This is a genomic window from Segatella sinensis (assembly GCF_040095255.1).
GTDB lineage: Bacteria > Bacteroidota > Bacteroidia > Bacteroidales > Bacteroidaceae > Prevotella > Prevotella sinensis.
The window spans coordinates 1-17,174 of the sequence record NZ_JBBNGE010000060.1; the positions used below are offsets into that span (position 1 = coordinate 1).

The 17,174-nt window shown below is 37.7% G+C and carries 14 protein-coding genes; 12 read left to right on the forward strand and 2 right to left on the reverse strand.

Annotated features, from left to right (window positions below; translation table 11 throughout):
• The 3 genes from AAAT87_RS13185 to AAAT87_RS13195 form a co-directional block, all read left to right on the forward strand.
• The coding region (locus tag AAAT87_RS13185; protein ID WP_349226657.1) for a transposase at nucleotides 1–384 on the forward strand (384 nt) is incomplete at its 5' end.
• Nucleotides 385–683: 299 nt separating this feature from the next.
• Nucleotides 684–959, forward strand: a complete 276-nt coding sequence (locus AAAT87_RS13190; protein ID WP_428848587.1) for a nucleoside 2-deoxyribosyltransferase — start codon at nucleotides 684–686, stop codon at nucleotides 957–959.
• A 16-nt stretch (nucleotides 960–975) separates the two neighbouring features.
• On the forward strand, nucleotides 976–1,851 hold the full coding sequence (locus AAAT87_RS13195; RefSeq protein ID WP_349226659.1) for a DUF5131 family protein: 876 nt from the start codon (nucleotides 976–978) through the stop codon (nucleotides 1,849–1,851).
• Nucleotides 1,852–1,860: 9 nt separating this feature from the next.
• On the opposite strand, the gene AAAT87_RS13200 is transcribed toward AAAT87_RS13195, so the two are convergent.
• Nucleotides 1,861–2,451 carry a hypothetical protein gene (locus tag AAAT87_RS13200; protein WP_349226660.1) on the reverse strand — a complete coding sequence of 197 codons (591 nt, stop codon included), beginning with the start codon at nucleotides 2,449–2,451 and terminating at the stop codon, nucleotides 1,861–1,863.
• 140 nt (nucleotides 2,452–2,591) lie between these two features.
• Between AAAT87_RS13200 and ftsZ the strand changes: the two genes are divergently transcribed.
• From ftsZ to AAAT87_RS13245, 9 genes are all read left to right on the forward strand, one after another.
• The gene (gene ftsZ / locus AAAT87_RS13205; RefSeq protein WP_089543664.1) at nucleotides 2,592–3,971 is read left to right on the forward strand and encodes a cell division protein FtsZ; all 1,380 of its coding nucleotides are present in this window, start codon (nucleotides 2,592–2,594) and stop codon (nucleotides 3,969–3,971) included.
• A 909-nt stretch (nucleotides 3,972–4,880) separates the two neighbouring features.
• On the forward strand, nucleotides 4,881–5,456 hold the full coding sequence (locus AAAT87_RS13210) for a hypothetical protein (RefSeq protein WP_349226661.1): 576 nt from the start codon (nucleotides 4,881–4,883) through the stop codon (nucleotides 5,454–5,456).
• 2,930 nt (nucleotides 5,457–8,386) lie between these two features.
• On the forward strand, nucleotides 8,387–9,652 hold the full coding sequence (locus AAAT87_RS13215; protein ID WP_349226662.1) for a replication initiation protein: 1,266 nt from the start codon (nucleotides 8,387–8,389) through the stop codon (nucleotides 9,650–9,652).
• Between the two features lie 11 nt (nucleotides 9,653–9,663).
• Entirely contained in the window at nucleotides 9,664–10,155 is a 492-nt protein-coding gene (locus tag AAAT87_RS13220; protein ID WP_142990578.1) for a hypothetical protein, read from the forward strand.
• Between the two features lie 526 nt (nucleotides 10,156–10,681).
• On the forward strand, nucleotides 10,682–10,831 hold the full coding sequence (locus AAAT87_RS13225; protein ID WP_349226663.1) for a hypothetical protein: 150 nt from the start codon (nucleotides 10,682–10,684) through the stop codon (nucleotides 10,829–10,831).
• A 3,189-nt stretch (nucleotides 10,832–14,020) separates the two neighbouring features.
• A complete protein-coding gene (locus AAAT87_RS13230) occupies nucleotides 14,021–14,827 on the forward strand; it encodes a ParA family protein (protein ID WP_349226664.1) in 807 nt (268 codons plus the stop codon).
• Between the two features lie 12 nt (nucleotides 14,828–14,839).
• Nucleotides 14,840–15,088, forward strand: a complete 249-nt coding sequence (locus tag AAAT87_RS13235; protein WP_089543669.1) for a hypothetical protein — start codon at nucleotides 14,840–14,842, stop codon at nucleotides 15,086–15,088.
• A 541-nt stretch (nucleotides 15,089–15,629) separates the two neighbouring features.
• The gene (locus tag AAAT87_RS13240) at nucleotides 15,630–15,968 is read left to right on the forward strand and encodes a hypothetical protein (RefSeq protein WP_089543670.1); all 339 of its coding nucleotides are present in this window, start codon (nucleotides 15,630–15,632) and stop codon (nucleotides 15,966–15,968) included.
• A gap of 45 nt (nucleotides 15,969–16,013) precedes the next feature.
• A complete protein-coding gene (locus AAAT87_RS13245; protein ID WP_349226665.1) occupies nucleotides 16,014–16,502 on the forward strand; it encodes a hypothetical protein in 489 nt (162 codons plus the stop codon).
• Between the two features lie 204 nt (nucleotides 16,503–16,706).
• Here the strand turns inward: AAAT87_RS13245 and AAAT87_RS13250 are convergent, their stop codons facing one another.
• A complete protein-coding gene (locus AAAT87_RS13250; protein WP_349226666.1) occupies nucleotides 16,707–17,012 on the reverse strand; it encodes a hypothetical protein in 306 nt (101 codons plus the stop codon).
• Between the last annotated feature and the right edge of the window lie 162 nt (nucleotides 17,013–17,174).

The following is a 17,174-nucleotide window of genomic DNA, read 5'->3' on the forward strand; positions in this document are numbered from 1 at the left end:
TACACTTACCGTTGTATTCTGACCAACGATTACAAGTCATCGACAAGGGACATTGTTGAATTCTACAATCTGCGTGGCGGCAAGGAACGTATCTTTGACGACATGAACAACGGATTCGGTTGGAGCAGGCTCCCCAAGTCATTCATGGCGGAGAATACTGTCTTTCTTCTGCTTACTGCATTGATACACAATTTCTACAAGACCATCATGAGCAGGCTTGACACCAAGGCTTTTGGGCTCAAGAAAACGAGTCGCATAAAGGCTTTTGTCTTCAGATTCATCTCCGTACCTGCCAAGTGGATCATGACTGCAAGGCAATACGTGCTGAATATCTACACAGAGAACCGCGCTTATGCAAAACCCTTCAAAACAGAATTCGGATAAGAATCCTTTCTTTCCGGTTAGAATCTGCGTATTACCTCAAGTCGCATCGTGGGGTAAGGGGATGTTGGCTACATATTGATGTTGTGCTGTTGCTTTTTACTGAAAGCTACTACTAACGACTCATAAATCTACCCTTAATCGTGTATTGGATGATAGTTGCGGATTTTAGGAAAATATATTTTGCAGGTTCTATTCGTGGAGGGAGAAACTTTGCTGATCTCTACAGAAAGATGATTGAACATATGTAGATCACTGACATCATTCTGACCGAGCATATAGGTCAGGCTGACATCAATCTCATGGAAAAAGGCAGGATGAGTGATGCAGAAATCTACAACCAGGACACAGCATGGCTTCAGGAGAGCGACATGGTGGTAGCCGAGTGCAGCAATCCTTCACTTGGTGTGGGTTATGAATTGGCTTATGCTGAGAGCAGAGGTATTCCTTGTCATATCTTCTATGACAAGAGCAAGACTCAGCTTTCAGCCATGCTTACAGGTAATCCCTACTTCGTGATTTACCCTTATCAAACAGAAGAGGAACTATTCTCTTTAATGGATAAGATTTTGTCATAAAAGCAATTATCACTATATGATTATCTGGAATCCATGGCACGGCTGCCATAAAATCAGTGAAGGATGTGAGCACTGCTACATGTACTTTCTGGATGGCAAGAGAGGCATTGACACGGCGAAGGTTTTCAGGACTGAGAACTTTGCCATGCCTCTTCAGAGAAAGAGAGACGGTAGTTTCAAATATCCTTCTGGCATGGAGATGTATGTGGGGCTTAGCACAGATTTCTTTGTGGAGGAAGCTGATGTTTGGAGAGAAGAAGCCTGGAGAATCATCAGGAGTCGTCCGGATATGGTATTTCGCCTGCTCACCAAGCGTGCGCATCGCATCAAAATGTGTCTGCCCAAAGACTGGGGGGACGGTTATGAGAATGTACTTCTATCGGTGACAACAGAGAACCAGAAGAGAGCCGACGAGAGACTTCCGATTCTTTTGGATCTGCCAGCCAGACACAAAGGCTTCATGGCTGCACCTTTCATAGGACCTATTGATGTTTCTTCCTATTTAGCCACCGGGCAGATAGAAGATGTACTATGTGGAGGAGAAAACTATGACGGTGCCAGACCATGTCATTATGAATGGGTGAAGAGTTTGAGTGACCAATGCAGGACATACAATGTATCATTCAACTTCATCGAAACTGGAACTTGCTTTGTCAAGGACGGAAGAACTTACCGGATTCATGACAAGCAAGTCCAGAGCAAGCAAGCTTATCTGAGTGGGTTGAGTTTTCAGGGAAAGCCCATTTCCTACAAGCTCCACCTTCCTGAAGGTAATCTGTTTGGTAATGAGATTGTCAAGCCTCAGGCTTTTTTCAGAGCGCATTGCAAGACCTGCGGCAGCAGGATGACGTGTAACGGCTGTTCCAATTGCGGGGCATGTGACAACAGATAGCAGAAATGATCAACATTGATAGATCACAAGTTCCCTCGGGAGGTTGATGATTTTCAGTCTCTCGAACCAGAGCTTCATGGAAGAGCCTTGGTGGCGCTTGACATGGCTATTGATGATGTAGTAGTCGGCTTGGTATTCGTCCATCAAGTCGGAGAAAGCAGCCTTGATACGCGAACATTTCTCATTGATGGCATTATCAAGAGGGTTCGTCAGGCGATTCACTGTTTCTGTGATTTTATCAGGGTCGATTCTGTTGCCGATTTTTCGGTAGAGGGCAAACAGTTCCTCACGATGATCCACCAGGTTCTTGAACTCTATTCCTTCCGGGTGATTCAGAAAGAGCAGATAGAGGGCCTTGTGGATGGGACTGAGCTGCACTTCCCTGTTTCCATAGTCTGGGAGCAAGAAACGGTAATCTTCCGTGATGACCAGAGGACTGAGGGTTGCCCTTGCTGCCTCGATACGGAGCTGTTCCAATACGGGCACACTGATGGCTTTTAACAAAAGATCGGTTCTACCTTCTGCTAAAAGCTGGGTGGAAAGCGTCTTTACCTGAGCGGCTTTCTCCTCTGGGGTCATATTTCTTGTTTCTTCTTGCATACTGGTTGCAAAAGTACAAAAAGAAAGGGAAAAATCGTTTCTCATCTAGAAAAAATCTTCTTTTGCAAGGCTTGCGTTTGATTTTTTATCGGAAATCTGATTCTTTATATGTATCTTTGTGCCCAAATTGAAATTTAGAAATGATGAAAGAAGATTGGACTCCTATAGATTTCGGGCAGACAGAAGACACTACCAAGAACATCATCAAGGTGATTGGTGTGGGTGGTGGCGGATGCAATGCCGTTAAGAATATGTATGCAGAGGGTATAGTAAACGTGAGTTTCGCCGTCTGCAATACGGATAGTCAATCACTATCCAAGTCGCCTGTGCCGGTAAAAATCATGCTCGGAAAGAGTGGTTTGGGTGCAGGGGCAAATCCCGAAGTGGGAAGAAGTGAGGCTCAGAATACCCAGGAAGACATCAAGAAACTGCTGGACGACGGAACCAAGATGGTTTTTGTTACTGCTGGTATGGGTGGTGGAACGGGTACGGGTGCCGCACCTGTCATTGCCGGTATTGCCAAAGGGATGGGCATCCTTACCGTTGGCATCATCACCATACCTTTCTACTTCGAGAAGCGAAAGAAAATTGTCAAGGCTCTACAGGGTGTAGAAGAAATGCGCAAGAACGTGGATGCCTTGCTTATCGTCAACAACGAGCGTCTCTGCGATGTTTATGCCGACTCCGAGATTACCGTAAAGGATGCCTTCAAACTGGCAGACAAGGTACTGAGCGATGCCACCAAGAGTATCTCGGAACTCATCACCGTGGAGGGAACCATCAATCTTGACTTCCGTGACATCGAGACTACCATCAAGAGCGGTGGCGGTGCTATCATGGCCATGGGTAGAGCCAGTGGTGAGGGAAGGGTTCAGAGTGCCATCAAGAATGCGTTAGACTCTCCTCTGCTCTATGGCAGCGATATCAGTAATGCCCAGCGCATCCTCTTTAATATCTACACCTCCAGCAAGCACCCTATCTTTGTGAGGGAGATGAGAGAAATTGATGCCTTCTTTGATGAACTGAACCCTGATATCAAGGTGATTTGGGGTCTTTCTGATGATGATAGTCTGGACGAGGATGCCAAAGTCACCATTCTTGCAACAGGTCTCAACAATGAGTTATCCGAGGAGGTAAAAGAAAGTTCCTCTACGTCAAAGGATGAAGAAGACTATCAAAGAATCATCGACAAACTCTATCATCCTATTCGAGACAACTTCCAGACGCATTCAGATAAAACTGAGCAAAAGCAAGAAACAGAACCTGCAGATGACAATAAGACTGATGATACAAAGAAGGTCGCCATGATTGCAGCTCAAGAAGGAGAGTCTGAAGAAGGGGCAACTAATGTTTTGAATGAGAACAACCCTCATAGCACAGAAGATTCAGGAAAGGTTTCTGTAGAATCGCCAGTTTCCAAGCCTAAGCCACTAACTTTGGGTAAAAAAATTAAAAACGGGCTTATAAAAATTGCAGAAGACTTGGATATCATCTCTTACGATGATGAGAACTACAAGTAGCTTCTTGAGAGACGAAGCTTCAAACCAAGAAGATGATAACGGCAGGCTTTGAAATCCCCACCGCTTAGGATTAATTCCAGCGATGGGGATTTTTTGTTCATTCATGCGGAAATATTAATTTAGGTGAATGGCTTCCGCATATCGGAAATCATTAAAAGAGATTAAGTTATATTATGTTTAAGGGTTCCGTATTTCAGAATTTGTTTCGAACTATTAACTTAAGGACTCTACAGGGAAAAACAGAACGCCATGAAAACATCCATTCCATTCTGATTAAAACTTACCTGTCATCTAAACGAGAATAACCTGAAAAAGTTAAGAAAAGATGGTCACAAGAAGCTATCATTTACACAGAATATGTTTAACCATGTAACCTCCATGCTGGTTGCAACTTTTTATCCCCGGTTTCATATATCCCAATTTTAAGGAGAGAGGTTTTTACTTTGCAAAATTACGATAAACGTAAACCTGCAAGTACCGCCTAAAGGCTATTTCTGTATTTTTTGTCTAAGCAGCCGATGGCTACCGAAAATAATACAGAAATTCCTTGCACCCTGTTTACTCTTATTTATCGTATTGACTTGCACGTAAAAAGCCTATCACCTTTTAATCTTCGGGATATGGGGAGAGGGAATAATATTTTTAAATTACTAGTTGCAGCAGGTCTGTCGTGGGTTCACACGGAAAACGAGTATTCATATGATGTTACTTTTTGTTCTTGGCGTTTCAGTGCTTGCAGTTGTTACAGCTTACTCTCCTGAGGAATGGAAAGACATAATAGGTAGAGTTGATGAATGATTTTCTTTTCAAAAGCCGGATTTTAACATAGAATCTGGCTTTTTTTGTGTTATTTCTCATGACTTCACGATTTTTTTTGTATTTTTGCCATATTAATATAAAATGATGCATATGGAGACTATTATTTCAACGATTGTGATCATAGCTTGTATCTACTTCTTTTCTCGTAGAAAAACAAAGCCAACAGAACAAGGAGCAGCCGGCAGCACACAACCTGAGGCTTCTGCAGACATACTGCAAGAAGAAAAGCAGGCAGGACCTCCCCACACCAGGGATTTGTGCATAGAACTACTGAAGCAGTTAAACTGTGAGGTATCTGTTGCAGAAGAGGACGAGAACCGCTTGTGTTTTCAATATCAGGGAGAACTTTTCGTCATTGATGCCAGCAACGAGAGTTTCTTCATTGATATTTGGGATCCAAGATGGTATATAGTTCCATTGGATGATCTAGAACAAATGTCTAATGTACGTAAGGCAATTAACACAATTAACAACTATAGTGGAACAACTATTGTTTACAGCATAGAAGAAGAAGGACAGAAATTTGTTCTCCATTCCAAACGCCAGTGCATTCTGACCAAGGAAATCCCTCATGTGAAAGAATACCTAAGGGCGCTATTGAATGATTTTTTCACAGTTCATAACAGGCTGCGTGAAGAAATCATTCCACAAAATACAGAGAACTAGTTTTTTGCCTTACATCTTCTAGCCTAGAATCGGAAGCGTAGAAGAGTCCTCTGTTGCTGAAGGTCTCAAGAAAGAAGAGAAGTGCTACACCAAAATATTTTGAGCAACACTTCTCTTTTTCCATCTATCACATAATGCAAAAGACAACTTCTCCCCTCTCTTCATTTTCACACTTAATTCTACAAAAAAGAAAAAGGGCATTTTTCTGCGATTTAAGACGTTGTTGCAATTTTACCGAGGAAAGTTTCATTGCAAATCACCCAAGAGCCTGGTCTCCCATACAAATCAAGAAAAAGAAGGCTTTCTTTTGATTTGCAGAACCCTGTACCTATCTCTTCTCATATCACCAAACTTGTCTTAGGATTCTACAAGGCTATGAAGGCATTTATTTCCTTATAATTTTGTCGCAGCAAGCTCAAGAATGCCTATATGAAGTACAGAGGAAAAGGTCCAGAACCAATACTACAGGAGAAGGAGAGATAAAAAATCTGTTAATTGCTGCAAATCCCATACCTTTATAATTTTGTCGCACCAAATCTCCAAGAGTTTATAATTATGTCGCAGATGGGTTTATATTTTTGTCGCATCATCTTATAATTATGTCGCAGGTAGCTAAAGGGAGATATTATAAATCAGTTAGTTACAGATACAGAAAAAATAAGCCAAAAATAGAAATTTAAAAAAGAGCAGACTGGCAAGAAGACTTATAGTGGTGTTTCTTCTTCCGTTATGATGAAGAAAAGGGAAACTTCCAGCTTCATGGGGGGAAAGTTTTTGAAAGCCAGGCCTTATAAAGAAAGAACAGACTTTTTTGCGCGTTAAAATATGTATCTTTATGTTAGATAGTGTTATACCATGGGGCTATATTAAACATTCTCCATATAATGGTGCGACATTTTTATAAAGATACGAAATCGAAGCACAATCCTGAAGAATACTATTAATGGGAGATAATATACGGTAAGCAAAGCCATTTTGAAGACAAGACAAGTACTATTTGAACCTAACAATTCAAGTTCGTTTCACTAGAATAAACCTGCAAAAATGCAGATTATCAGATAGATATATAATTATCTCTCATATTTTATTGGACAATGATCACTTTATCTTATTCTCTTCAAGAAAGCACATCTACCATAACAAACTATCTTATATGCAAAAATAGTTAATCCAGATTCATATTATACCCTTATAATTTTGTCGCAACAAACCACCTAAGATTTATAATTATGTCGCAGCTAGGTTTATATTTTTGTCGCATCATCTTATAATTATGTCGCAGGTAGCTAAAGGGAGATGTTATAAATCAGTTAGTTACAGATACAGAAAAGAATAAGCCAAAAATAGAGATATAAAAAAGAGCAGACTGGGAAGAGGACTTATAGTGGTGTTTCTTCCTCCGTTATGATGCAGAAAAAGGAAACTCCCAGCTTCATGGAGGGAAAGTTTTTGAAAGCCAGGCCTTATAAAGAAAGAACAGACTTTTTCGCGCGTTAAAATATGTATCTTTATGTTAGATAGTGTTATATTTCTGTCTTCTTATTCTTTCTAATATAAGTCATAATCCTCATGCGTAACATGCAAATTCAAGAGTTAACTGCTATTCCTGCCTAATTCAACCAATAATTATCTCGCGATAACATTTCTATAAATACTTATAACATATTTAAGCAAAAGACTTTATAGTATACCTTCCCTATGTTTTATTTACTCTGAACATACATCATACGACAGAATAATAAACCAATTGAACCTATTTGCGACAAAAATACAAAGAAGTCGTAAAACGTTCTACTTTTATCTGATTTCCTTTATTTTTTTGTCGCAGGTATATTACATAGTAATCCCCTGCCCTATTTGGCATTTATATTTTTGTCGCAAGTTACTTTATTAAAATCATTCAATACACTGATAAACAAACAAATACAATCACGTTGCGACAAAATTATAATTATCTTATACTTCGAGTTTTGGTGTACATTGCGACAAAATTATAAAGTTAACTTCTATCATGGAATACTTCACCTATAGAATTAGATTTAGCTTATAATTTTGTCGCAGTAACATGGAATATTCATTAAAGCCTTTCTTCATACATCTCCCTGAAAACAAGCTATACATTTAATAAAGTACTCTTTTTGCAGCCTTTATTCTTTAAGAATTCTCCATGATATGCCACATCATATGCGACACAATTATAGTTATTATGATTTTATTTGCGACATAATTATTAAATAGTCGTTTTAAAAACCATATTTTTTGTTTCTTTATAATTTTGTCGCAGCAATATGCCAGTTAAAAAATTGATAATCATTCCTTTCTCAATATTATAATTTTGTCGCAGCAATATTTTAACTATCAGAGATTCAAAAGTTTATATATTATATCCCAATCCCTAAAACTCAAGCCCGGACAAAATTATAAACTTTGCGTGTTTTTGCCTTTAAATTCTGGTTTTTCTTACTATAAAAACTATTATCATTTATAATATTGTCGTAACAAGATAGCTAACTTATATTAAAGTATTACTTTAACGAAAACCAATAAATTAAGTAAATTCAATGAACAACAATATAATTATAAATGATAACAATAAAAGATTACTCAAAAGATAAGCTGTGAAATAACTTTGTTTACGACAACCTATATTATATTTATGTCGCAAACTAATTCAAAATCTTATTTTTATTTATAATTTTGTCGCATCCACTTCCGAATCTAATACCATGTTTTTTATAGTCAGACCTCAAATTGCCCTATTGATTTTCAATGAGTTATAGAAAGACCTCCTGCTTTTTGTGCTCATTATTTCTAGATTTTATAATATTGTCTTGTCTTTTAGAGGTTAAAAAAATGTAATTTACGACTCTTTTAAGAGGATTGTCGCAGAAATTATGTATTTTTGTGCCCAAAATTAAAATCATACAGCTATGGCTAAAGCGAAGAAAAAGGAAGAAATTGAGGAAGTCGTTGCAGAGGTAATACCTTCTGGCGATGAAGGAGGCAAGGTTACTAAGAAGAAACCAGGGCGTCCTAAGAAAGTGGATGGATTGATCCTGGCAGAAAATCCACACTATTTTATTTCTCAGCCAAACGATGTTACTCAGGCAATCAGCAATCTTTCTGCAGTCGAGAGAAATTGTTGGTTGCAGATTCTGCGTGGTATACAGAAGAACAAGGATCTTCCAGATGGACATCCAGAGAAGTATCAGCTTACCCTGACTCGTAGCCAGCTTCTGGAATGTGTGTCCGGCCATAGCTCAAACCTGGATTATGCCTTCAATGCATTAAAGAACATCACTGATTCAAAGAAGGTCTTTCATTCCAAAGACGGTCACCGCATCTATGCTGGTTTATTGTCGTATGTGGATGAGCACCCTGATCAGGAGACCTACACTGTGGGTGTTACTCCAGTACTCCTCCCCTACTTCACCAACCTCTCATCTGAATTTACTGTCTTTGACATGTATATCGAGATGAGCTTCAAGAGTGTGTACTCACAACGCTTCTATGAATTCTGCTGTCAGTACCGCAACAAGGAAGACAAGATCTTCTTCATGACCGTTCATGATATCAAGAAGATGTTCAACCTTCTAGAAATTAAGGATGAAAAGGGCAACATTATCCAGAAAGAACAGTATAAAAACGGTTCTGATTTCAAGAAGCGAGTGCTTGACAAGGCCAAGAACGACATCAGGAAACTCTACGAAAAGGGACTTTGTGACGTTTGTTTTGATTATAAGGTTAAGAGCAAGAACTCCAGGGGTGCTGTTACTGCCTACTATTTTATCATTGAAACAAATGGTAATACAGCAAGACTTGGTGCTAAGAAGCCGGTTACACCAACACAGATCAAGATTCTGTCTGAAGGTTATGGTGCAAAACTGACCAAGATCATCACCCAGATCAACACCTTCCTTCGTGCACATTTCAGAGTTGAGCAGTCCAACTATTATATCACTGCCATCAGCAAATCTGTTTCTACAGTTGACTCGCAGTCAGAAAGAATTGAAATTCTAGAGAAAATTGCCAAGCAGCTGAAGAAAATAGCCTTGAGATATAGTAAAGATGATTTTGATACTAACGAGAGAAAAATCTGTGGTTCAGTATGCAAGATGCTCTATGAAGATTATGGAGTTCCATATATGAATGGAAAGCCAGGTAAGGGAGTACAAGGTAGACTGTTTGACGATTAATACATAAGATTATGGTGAAAATAATATCTAGTTTCAATTCATCCATTCCATCTGTGCGCAAAGTGAAGAATTGGTTGCAAACTGACCCACATCACATTTGGCATGGTAGAGATAGGTTGGTTGTATTCTTCATCCTGGCTGGTGATGAAGCTGCCACTGCATTCATTCCGCTAGAAGAAGTTGACTTCTCGGAACAGGATGAAGGGCTGAGAATGATTTTGGAATCTACTCATCATGAGGAAATGGAGAAAAGGAATTATTATCAGCAAGTGTATTTCAAGCTCAATGCTCATCTCGACGCTCTGGATGACCTGAACCTTCAGCTTACCTCTACTTCTAAAGATGAGGATTTAGACTATTATAATCAAATTGTTGATAGCATCCATGAGCAGCATGAGAAGTTGATGAATTTTATCAATGATGTTTTTGTATGGAGAGACAGGAAGGATATGGGGGCCTATCTTGGTGAGATTCCATCTGTTGAAATCTCTGAGGAAGAATAGTATATACGGGGCATGTCTTCAGCAAGGCATGCCCTTTCTCATTGCATTTTGCCCTCTCCCCTACCCTATCCTCGTAACTTGTTTCCAGAAATTTACTTTGCCTCCCACTTGCATTAATACATGTTTTTCCCATCTATATCATTCTTGATTGAACGCTATCATTAAATGTTTGGATGTTTGAAAGTTTGTAAGCACACGTACATGTAGATTAGTTTACTTGATTGTTATATAATGTAAATTGCTGATCTATAGATTTATATCTAATTTACATGTTTACAAATATGTTTGAAAACATGTAAAATGTTCGCTATACCTGATTATTTTCTGTATTTTAGAATCCTTTTTGTACAGAGCATATGAATTAGTTTCTCCCCTACCCTACATTCTGATAGTATTCTCTACGTGGCGATAGTAAACCTATACAGTTACCATGCGAATGGAATCGTCTGTTGAAAACTTCATAAAAGTAGGGAGGCTAGACTATAGATTATGAATGGGGTAGATCAACTTTGGTAGTTAGCAACATATGATGACTGAAGTAATGATACAGGATATGGAGGATGATGCAGCCTGGTTATCGACTCTTCATGGTGAGGAGGTAATGAAAGAAGCCGCTGTTCCAAGGAAGATAGTTGCAGAGTACTTTTTCTTGTGGCGGAACTGCAGCGTTATATAATCCTACTGTAGAATGGTTATAAAAGCTGGGCGACATGGCTTATTGCGAAGGCTCTGCTTATAGAAATTCTGGTTTTTCGTAAGAAACTCCTTCTGGAAACTTCTATTGTGAACTATTGCCATGAAAGTTCATGATTGAAGATATAAGTGGCTACATAGATGATTTGTGGCTACCGTAACACGAATTTGTATCAGATGCTGTTATTAATTTTAGTTGGACAGACTTTACTGTCATTGTTGTATAAGATACCTGCTCCCCCACCCCATCTATAATCTATCTTACATACTTTTTGTTCTTCTTTACTATCTTATTTTGTATTGAGCTTTCAAAATCTTTTTAACTGATGATGTGTTCTCTTTTACTTTAAAATATGTTTGAAAGTTTGAAAACCTACAAACAAGTATGCTTGTATTTTTATGTTATATCTTTTAATACATTAATATATAGATATATAGCTATAGTATATGTTTATAAGTATGTTTGAAAACATGATAAGCCGAAAAATGGAAAACCCGTACGCAAACATATTACATTTGTCACTCTTCCATTTTTTTGAGATTCTTTATTGTTTTTCTTTTAAGGAGACTTCATGTTACCTGATTTCCTCTTGTCAGATAATTAGTTAAGCCATTATTTGAGCTATCTGTTAATACAGTTACAAGACAATATATGTTCTTACTAATGGTTAGTTTAAAATTCAGTATGAGCTTTACGTTCTGTTGGGAGTTTACATCCTGATTTATTTTGATGAAAACTGTACTGTATGCTATCGCACCGAGCCATTTGAACTTATATTCTTTGCTACTTATTATTACTGTTGTTTATGGTTTACTTTTTGAATCTCTTTTTATAATCATTACACCTTTTCCTTCTTTCTTTTTCAAGAAATATTGTTTGCTCATTTAATTGCTAGTTTGTCTGGTTGATATTTGTCCTTTTGAATTCATACATTCTTGTTTCTTTGTTTTCTAGTTTCTATGTATCATGGTAAATATGATATTTTGTTTACCTGATTTCTAGTATGTTTTATTTTCCGTACTGCAGCTTGCTCTTTCATAATATTGTTGACCTTGTGAAAATTTTCTTGAAAGTTTGAAAACATGTATTTTGTGCGCAGTTAACTTCTAAACATGAAAAACCGAAAACATGTTAACTTGAAAGATATGATTTTAGAATACTGGTTATCATGTTATTATATCTTTTATTCAATATTTTAGTTTACATGTGTGTTTGAAAACTAAAAAACATGTATGTTTGTAAAAGCTTCGTTTTATCCTGGATCTGTCTGTTACCTGTAACATAAGTTTAATTGGGGATTTCTTTTGTATGTTTGAAAACATGTTGCTACGTAAACATGTTTCGTTGAATCCTTGTTTTTTATGCTTTTTAATTCATGATATACTATGACTTTAATTTATTCCTGTTTTCTTTCTATCATATTTATTATTATATTTCTATTTTACTATATTCTTTGAATGTTTGAAAACAAATATGTTTGAAAGAATGGATCTTTGAAAGTTAGAAATAGTTTTTCTGGTTCTTCTTTGAGCTGTTAACTTACTGATATCTAATTTATATCTGTACTTGTAATATTGCTTACATGAAAACTTGTATATTTGTATACGTGTATTCACTATTATATATTATAGGTTTTTAGGCTGTTTTGTTTTACTATTTGTAATGTACCTTATCACTTGAGATTCATTGTTCCTTTTTAGGTTTTATCAAGCTTTTGCTTTTGTTTGAATGTTTGGATGCTTGAACGTTTGAATGCTTGAAAATGTGCAGGCGTGTTAAATGTCTTTTCGTCTTTTTACTCAAGTTTGCGTTACTTTTATGTTTTATTTTTATTTGTTTGTATGTAAACATGTATGCTTGGTTACGTGTTTCTTTGTTTACAATCAGTTTTTTACGTTCCTGTTTTTTTTGTTAGCTTGCTTACAAGGTTACATGTAATTTCGTATGTTTGAGTATTTGATTGTTTGTAAACAGATAATTACGTATATTTGATTACATGTATGTTTGATTTCAATTAAACAAAGCCTTTTGTTTTTTATTACACGGGTTCCTTTGAATGCTAGCTTACATTTTTCTTTGGTTGTTTGATTGTTTGTTTGTTGGCAAACTAGGAAAAATGCAAACATGTATGATTGAAAGCAAATATGTTTGCATTTAGCTTTTCTGTTTCTTTACCCTTGTGATGCATTTCATATTTACTTTCTTTTTTGTAAGACCGCAATCATGTATGTTAGAAAACAGGTTTGTTTTTTATTGATCTCTTTATTTAATTACTCAATAATGTATTATATTCATTGTTGAGTTATTCTGTTCTCCGCTTTAAAAAAATAAGTCCTATGATTTACTTTGGTCGAGAATTCTTTCGAAGGTTGGGTAGAGAATGCGTCAGAGGGTGACGAACAATGCATCCAACGTTCACTCGGTTGGTCTTTCTCTCAGACGCTTTGTAAAGATAATCATTTTTGGGGAGAATTTACATTTTTCATTCAATAATTTGCTTTAAGCTCTTTTTGATGCAAGAAACAAGGATCCATGTTTTTTCGTAAGTTTGTATTCCTGAATGTTTGCTAACAGTTTTATCCTGGTGTTACTTGATTTTGTTTGGTATTGCTATTTTCAATTATCAGCAATTCCCTTTTCTTTCCTTGTCTATCAGATCTTCGTATGTTACTTTTGGGTAGGTATGTTTCTTGTTGATGTTAATAGAGTGGAGTAGGGAGGTCGGTGTTTCCGTCTGGAACTTCTATCAGCTCTACTTTTCTTTATACTGTTGCTTAGCTGTCTTTTCTATATTTTATGGTTTGATTATCGATATGTATATAAATGGGCTTTTCTTCGATACTTTGATTTATCTATAAGATTTGTTTCTCCTGTTCTTTTTCTTTTTCCTTCTCAGTTCGTTATGCTTGAAAGTATGTATGTTTGGTAGTTTGTAAAACCGAAAACCAAAAAACTATTAAACATGTATGTTTGAAAACGGTTTTATTCGTTTTTTTTATAAACGTTTGATTAATAGTATGATATAAGTTGCTTGAAGTTTGCAAACTTATATGTATACAAACATGTTTGCAAAATATTATGTTTGAAAACAAACTTTTTTGAGCTTTCTCTTGTTCATTTCAATTATTTAATGTATCTTTGCACCAGAATTAATAATTAAAAGTCAAAGACATGGAAAATAGACTGAAAATGATCTTGGCTATCGTCAATAATAAGGGTGGCGTTGGCAAAACGACTACAGTGCAAAATCTTGCAGCTGGTATGCTCCGAAAGGATAAGAAACTAAGAATCCTTGAGATAGACTTGGATCCTCAGTGTAACTTAACCCTTTTGAATCATGCTCCAGAAGGTTGTGCTACTGTTTTTGATTCTATGATTGCTTGTAAGGGACTTCCTATATACAAGTCAGAGATAGGAGTGTTTTATGTTCCAGGTTCTGCAAAAATGCAGGATGTGGATCCTTTCCTTCAGAATACCGGATCTCCTCGTCAAGTGTTGGGAGCTTGCATCAGCAGTCCTTGCATAGATTTTACCTGTGAAGGTATCACTGATCCTATAGATTTCTTTGACTATATCTTCATTGATTGCCCTCCAGCATTGTCTCAGTCAACTTATAATGCTATGGTTGTTGCCAGTCATTTGCTTATACCTGTTCAGATGGAAGGACTTTCTGTGAATGGTTTGGCTGCTATTCTTGGAGCATTGGATGAGGTAAAGAATGGCAGATTTGCCTTGAATAAAGATCTTGAATTATTAGGTCTGTTACCTGTAATGCTGGATGAGAGACCTCGCATTGTCCGTCAGGCGCTGGCTTTTCTTAAAGAAACATATGGTGATAAGGTCTTGTCACATGGTATTCGACGTTGCATCAAGGTAAATGAGGCGCAGACTGAGCTGACTGACCTGTTCTCATATTCACCTTATTGTACAGCAGCAAATGACTACTCTTTTGTAATTAAAGAATTGTTCAATCTATAAATATTTAGAATTATGGCAGGAAAGGATTTTCGCGCAGCGTTTAGTAATATGAATCAGGCAGTACGTCCTGGTAATGAGCAGCCTGTTGTTAAGAAAAAGAAGATGTCTCTTGCAGAGAAAAGAGCCACTATGCATGGTGTTCAGACTTATTTGTCCGATGAAGACTATGAGCAGCTTATGCTCACTAAGATCAAGACAAAAAAGAGTTGTGAAGAGATTTTGCGTGATGCTTTAAAGCAGTATATTCAGGCATTTAAGTAAAATGCCTGCTCAGAGATAAAGTTGGCCATTGACTGAGATTGTTGGATCTTAGGCAATGGCTTTTTTATTTTTCCTTAAGTTGGAACTGATGTTTCCTGGCTATTTCTAATGTAAACAGAATGAACTTGTTATACTATTGTGATGTTTGTCTATGTATTATATCTATAGGTAATTTTGCTATCGATATAAAACCTCGTGCTTTTTCTGTCTGACTTACCAGTCATCACTTGCTTTTTGACGTGCAAAGGTATGGCAGGCTTGTCAGATACCAAACACCACATTTCTGCTATCTGCTGAGAATCTTTTCAAGCAGCCTTCCACAATCAGAGATTGGGTATTCCTGAAAAGATTCTCTGCAGATTGTTTGGTGTTCTGACTTCTTGAGCCTTCCATCTTTTAAGCACGTAAAAAGGCAAAGTGATGACGGGTATGCCGGAATGACTTAAAAAAAAACTCGGATTTTACGATAGCAAAAGTCTTAAAAAGGCTGTGAATCTGAAATCCAGAATAAATTCAAGTTGAACTTTAAAGGATTAAGAACATGACAGAGACAATTCAAATCAAGGTTCCCAAGTGGAACATCGAGAGTGAGACAGGTTACAAGCCACGTACTACATTTTGGCAGGATTTCTCCATAGCTGATGCTTTTGGAGGGGATGCCGTTACAGACACATTCCATCGTGCGTTCAATGAATGGAAAGACAATTGTGTTTACATTACTGAGCTTGTGATGGTGTTGAATCACAAGATTGCTCAGTGGTATGAAAAAAACATGGAGCTAGCCAAACTTTACGATAAGTATTATCATGCAGCAGCTTGTTACGCAGAGGATAATCTCAAAGGGGCTAAGCTACAGTATTATTATAGAGTGACAGATTAAAGAAGGAAACGGCAAGGCTAACCACCTTGCCACAACTTTTTCAACATGGCTGGGATTTTAGATGATGAAATTTTGGAGTTGGAAGGTCTCTTTGCATCAGACAACTCAAGTATGAGAAATCGGCATATAGAGTTTGCCAGGCGTGATTATGTAAAGCTCAAGCAGCTAGGGTATGTCCGTGCTCCTTCTGAACTTAAACTCAATGAGTATCTTTGGGTTGACGTACTTTCCTACTTGCAACCACGCACTCAAGTAGAGGAGATTGAGGAACACCTGGAAATTAGAATATTACAGCATCCCAATGGATTGTGGACCTATGGAGTTTTTGCTTGCTATGGAACCAGGGGATGGTCTTTCTTGCCTGGTCTCTTTACCGGTCTTTTTCGTTTCGAGAATGAGGCGCATGATACGGCTATCAATAGCCTGATCAGGTTTCTACAGGAAGACAAGAAAGCAGCTAAACTTGTGAAGAAGTTAAAGGGGCGGCTTTCTGGTAACCTGCAGTTGGACTTGTTTGCTGGTTTTGTCTTTTAGCAGGTAGTGGGGGAGAGGCTCTATTTAGGGTTTCTTCCCCTCGGTTCGGCTGCTTTCTTAGGGCGCAGCCGTCCGGCATAACCTTCCTGTTATGCCGGATAAATAGGTATCGCAGATGCTTGTCTGATGGCTGATAGCATCAGCCTTTGGTTTTTTATGTCTATCTTTTTGGGGAGGAGATCGGAGAGCCGCTTTTGGGGTAGGCTACCTCCTAAAAGATAGGTTGTATGTCATGGCAAATGGTATGAAAGAATCTGCATCCTCTTCCTTTTGCTTCACTTTTTTGAAGATGGTGGCTTGTTTTTGGAAGGTAGTAGTTCTTTGCCATCCTTTTGACAGGTCTCTTTTGTCTTTGGTGTTTCCTCCTTTAGCTTGCCTTCCTTGAGGGAGGATTGGCTGGTCATCGTGGGGTGGGGATTCGAAGACCTGGTTGAAAGAGGTAAGTATAGTCTCTCTTTCCTCAGTGATGTTGATGGGTACACCAGGAATAGGTAGGGCTGGTTTTCTCAAGGTTTCTGGTAAAGGGAAGCGTCCTCTTGTTGATTTCCTGCTACTTTTATTGTTTCTTTAGGTGAGCGTTCATTCATTTTCTTATGCGTCATCCCTTGATTTTACTTTGCAAATTTACCACAAGCGGCGACTGTCAAGGGCACACCCAGGGGGCTTGTCTCC

Bases quoted from the DNA above. Each gene is read 5' to 3' on its own strand.
- AAAT87_RS13190 (WP_428848587.1), top strand. From the start codon at position 684: ATGGAAAAAGGCAGGATGAGTGATGCAGAAATCTACAACCAGGACACA.
- AAAT87_RS13195 (WP_349226659.1), top strand. From the start codon at position 976: ATGATTATCTGGAATCCATGGCACGGCTGCCATAAAATCAGTGAAGGA.
- AAAT87_RS13200 (WP_349226660.1), bottom strand. From the start codon at position 2,451: ATGCAAGAAGAAACAAGAAATATGACCCCAGAGGAGAAAGCCGCTCAG.
- ftsZ (WP_089543664.1), top strand. From the start codon at position 2,592: ATGATGAAAGAAGATTGGACTCCTATAGATTTCGGGCAGACAGAAGAC.
- AAAT87_RS13210 (WP_349226661.1), top strand. From the start codon at position 4,881: ATGGAGACTATTATTTCAACGATTGTGATCATAGCTTGTATCTACTTC.
- AAAT87_RS13215 (WP_349226662.1), top strand. From the start codon at position 8,387: ATGGCTAAAGCGAAGAAAAAGGAAGAAATTGAGGAAGTCGTTGCAGAG.
- AAAT87_RS13220 (WP_142990578.1), top strand. From the start codon at position 9,664: ATGGTGAAAATAATATCTAGTTTCAATTCATCCATTCCATCTGTGCGC.
- AAAT87_RS13225 (WP_349226663.1), top strand. From the start codon at position 10,682: ATGATGACTGAAGTAATGATACAGGATATGGAGGATGATGCAGCCTGG.
- AAAT87_RS13230 (WP_349226664.1), top strand. From the start codon at position 14,021: ATGGAAAATAGACTGAAAATGATCTTGGCTATCGTCAATAATAAGGGT.
- AAAT87_RS13235 (WP_089543669.1), top strand. From the start codon at position 14,840: ATGGCAGGAAAGGATTTTCGCGCAGCGTTTAGTAATATGAATCAGGCA.
- AAAT87_RS13240 (WP_089543670.1), top strand. From the start codon at position 15,630: ATGACAGAGACAATTCAAATCAAGGTTCCCAAGTGGAACATCGAGAGT.
- AAAT87_RS13245 (WP_349226665.1), top strand. From the start codon at position 16,014: ATGGCTGGGATTTTAGATGATGAAATTTTGGAGTTGGAAGGTCTCTTT.